Here is a 3,364-nt window from a genome sequence, read left to right as displayed (position 1 = left end):
CCGATGGCGCCGGCGGCGGAGTGAGCGACGGGGTCAAGTCAGTGTTCGGCTTCGCGCCGGGAAAGTTCACCGTTGCCGACGAGGCCGAAGGGCTGGCCGCTGCCTTTGCCAAGGTGGTGACCTCGGCCATCGGCACGGTGACCGATCTCTCGCACGGCCGCACCGCCATCCGCATTGCCGGGCCGAAGGCCGAATGGGTGCTGGCGAAATTCTTCGCCATCGACTTTTCGCTGCCGGCCTTTCCCAATGGCGCCGGCCGCTCGACCGCTCATCACGACGTCTTCGCCCAGATCCAGCGCACCGGCGCCGACCAGTTCGACATCTATGTCTTCCGCTCGTTTGCACGCTCGTTCTGGAAGGCGCTCTGCCACGCCAGCGAGGAAGTCGGCTACGAGGTGCAATAGGCGGCGCCGAAAGGTCGCATCGCTCCTGCTTCTGGCATCAACGCCAGCCGTTTCTGCCGCTAGAGACTCAGGCCGCAGGCGCCCATGGTGCGAAAATGCGGCCGCCCAACCGGCCCAGGGATATGAAATCCCTTCTTCAAGAGTCGGCACATTCGTTTGGTTCGAACATCTCCATGACCGCAGAACTATCCGCCGGCGCCACGGATCGCGCCGATGTGCCGGCCAGAGCCTTGCTCCTGCTGCCGCTGACGGTCGCCTGCGGCGTGTTCATGACCAGCCTCGACCAGAATGTCGTGGTGACCGCGCTGCCGGGCATCAGCGAAAGCCTCGGCCGTCCGCCCAGCCAGCTCGGCCTGCTGATCACCGTCTATGTCGCCAGCCTGATCATCTCGATGCCGCTTGGCGGCTGGGCCGCCGACCGCTTCGGCCTGCGCAACGTCTACTGCTTTGCCTTGCTGGTGTTCGCCGCCTCGTCGGCGCTTTGCGGGCTGTCCGACAACATCTGGACGCTGGTTGGTGCGCGTGCGTTGCAAGGCTTCGGCGGCGCCTTGATGGGCACACTAGGCCAGGTCGTCATCCTGTCGACTTTTCCGCGCAGCCGAACGCTCAAGATCAACATGTACATCTCGCTGGCCGGCCAGTCCGGACCGTTGGTCGGTCCGCTCGTCGGCGGTGCGCTGACCACCTACATTTCCTGGCGCTGGATCTTCTTCATCAACGTGCCGTTCGCGCTGGCGGCGGCAATTCTTGCCGCCTCGCTGTTTCCGACGATGACCAAGCCCGTGCGCACGCCGTTCGATTTTCCGGGCTTCCTGCTGGTCGGCAGCGGCATGGTCCTGCTGGTCTTCGGCATGGATTCGCTTGCCGCCAAGGACGCCGCGGGCGGCATCATCGCCGGCGAACTGGCGCTGGCGCTCGTCATCCTGACCATCGCCTCGTTCTACTGCCTGCGCGTGCGCAATCCGCTGCTCGATCTCAAGCTGTTGCGCATCCGTACCTTCCGCATTTCGTTCCTCACCGGCGGCGGGCTGGACACGATCGGCCTTAGCTCGGTCGTCTTCCTGCTGCCGCTGATGTTCCAGCTCGGCTTCGGCATGAGCGCGGTGCAGGCGGGATCGCTGACCTTCGTAGCCGCGGTCGGCTCGGTGGCCATGCGGTTCTTCATGCCGCGTGTCCTCAACCGTTTCGGCTTTCGCCGCGTGCTGGTCTACAACACGCCCATCGTCGCCGCCCTGGTTGCCGGCTTCGCGCTGATGCAGGCGACGACGCCGGTGTGGATCGTGCTCACTTACATCTTCGTCTTCGGCGTCTTCCGCTCCGCGCAATGGGCCTCGACCGGCAACCTCGCCTATTCCGACATCGCGCCCGAGCAGCTCGCCCGTTTCAGCGCGCTCTATTACATATTATGGCAGCTGGCGGTGGCGATCAGCGTCGGCCTGGCCGCCGCGGCATTGTCGTTTCTGGCGGGCGGCGGCCCCGCCGTCGCCGACGATTTCCGCATCCTGTTCGTGATCGAGGGCATCATCACGCTCTGCGCGCTGCTCGCCTATCTCAAGCTGACACCCCAGGACGGCGCCCATGTCAGCGGCCACGGCGCACAGATGAACACGGAATGAGGCCGGCTGGCTTATTCGCTGAACGTCACCCACTCTTGCAGCGGCACGCGGTCGGTGCGGAAGGCGTTTTCAGGTTTTGACGTATCTTCATAACCAAGCGCCATGCCGCAGACGACGATCTCCTCGTCCGGAATGTCGAGCACCGGCCTGATCTGCCGGTGATAGGGCGCGAACGCCGCCTGCGGACAGGTGTGCAGACCCCTGCCTCTAGCTGCGACCATGATGTTCTGCAGGAACATGCCGTAATCGATCCATGAACCCTGGTTGAGGCGGCGATCGATGGTGAAGATCATGCCGACCGGCGCGTCGAAGAAGACGAAGTTGCGGTCGTGCTGGGCGCGCATCTTGTCGACCTCGCGGCGACCGATGCCGAGCGCGCCATAGAGGCCGAAACCGTTGGCGCGGCGTCGCGTCAGATACGGCTCGAAGAACTGCGTGGGATAATACCGGTACTCGTCCCAATCGGCTTTTTCGGCGCGAATGCCGGAATTGAGAATGGCGTCCGATATGCGCTGCTTGCTCTCGCCCTTGGTGACATAGACCTTCCATGGCTGCATGTTGGTGCCGGATGGGGCGCGCGCCGCAACCGCCAGAATGGCGCGGATGGTGTCGTCTTCGACCATGTCGGGCAGGAATGCGCGCACCGAACGGCGCGACAGGATCGCCTCGTCGACAATCTCGGCGTCGCCCTCGATTCGGGGGTTATTTTCCAGCATGGGCCGTCCCTTACCCTTTGTCTCGATCGGACGTCCCCACTCGCCGCTCTCGGCGGAGCCTTTGCATGAACCGTCAAAATCGCGCAAGCAAATCTTGTGCATCCGTGAAAATCTGCTTGATTTTTTCATGAGCTTGATTTCTCATGAAATTTGTCGGTGATTTTTCATAAAGAGAGCGTTTTGCCTTCGACTACCGCAAGAACATTGCAGGGACCTGACGAACGCGTGCTGGCCGGCGACATCAGGGCCCTGCGCAAGGCGCGCGGGCTGACGCTCGCCGAGATCGGCCTGAAGCTAGGCCGTTCGGTCGGCTGGGTCAGCCAGGTCGAGCGTGGCCTGTCGACGCCGTCGCTCGGTGACCTCAGAGCCTTCGCCGAACTGTTCGGCGTGCCGATCAGCCTGTTCTTCAGCCATGACGTACCTGTCGAAAGCGAGCGCGGCGTGGTCGTGCGCGCCGGCAGGCGCCGCACGCTTGGCACAAGCGAATCCGGCCTGGTGGAGGAGCTTCTGTCGCCCGATCTCGGCGGTAGCTTCGAGATGGTGCGTTCGGTCTTCGCGCCGGGCGCGGAACTGAAGGCCGAGGCGCAGCGGCCGACCGCGGAAGCCGGATACGGCGCGTACGGACTGT

4 protein-coding genes are annotated in these 3,364 nt (G+C 63.9%); 3 read left to right on the top strand and 1 reads right to left on the bottom strand.

What is annotated here, in order from left to right:
• Both soxG and EOA22_RS28435 read left to right on the top strand, forming a co-directional pair.
• Positions 1-404: sarcosine oxidase subunit gamma family protein (gene soxG, locus EOA22_RS28440; protein WP_127390391.1), on the top strand; the 404-nt coding region annotated here is incomplete at its 5' end.
• Positions 405-577: 173 nt separating this feature from the next.
• On the top strand, positions 578-2,020 hold the full coding sequence (locus tag EOA22_RS28435) for an MFS transporter (protein ID WP_013531139.1): 1,443 nt from the start codon (positions 578-580) through the stop codon (positions 2,018-2,020).
• Positions 2,021-2,031: 11 nt separating this feature from the next.
• On the opposite strand, the gene EOA22_RS28430 is transcribed toward EOA22_RS28435, so the two are convergent.
• Positions 2,032-2,736, bottom strand: a complete 705-nt coding sequence (locus EOA22_RS28430) for a nitroreductase (protein ID WP_063170259.1) — start codon at positions 2,734-2,736, stop codon at positions 2,032-2,034.
• 225 nt (positions 2,737-2,961) lie between these two features.
• Here EOA22_RS28430 and EOA22_RS28425 point away from each other — a divergent pair.
• Positions 2,962-3,364 (top strand): helix-turn-helix transcriptional regulator (locus tag EOA22_RS28425; RefSeq protein WP_164755912.1); only part of this gene is annotated, 403 nt, incomplete at its 3' end.

It is taken from the genome of Mesorhizobium sp. M7A.F.Ca.US.014.04.1.1 (assembly GCF_003998745.1).
Lineage (GTDB): Bacteria > Pseudomonadota > Alphaproteobacteria > Rhizobiales > Rhizobiaceae > Mesorhizobium > Mesorhizobium ciceri.
The sequence above is the reverse complement of the archived record's forward strand: the minus strand, read 5'-3'. Positions and strand labels throughout refer to the sequence as shown.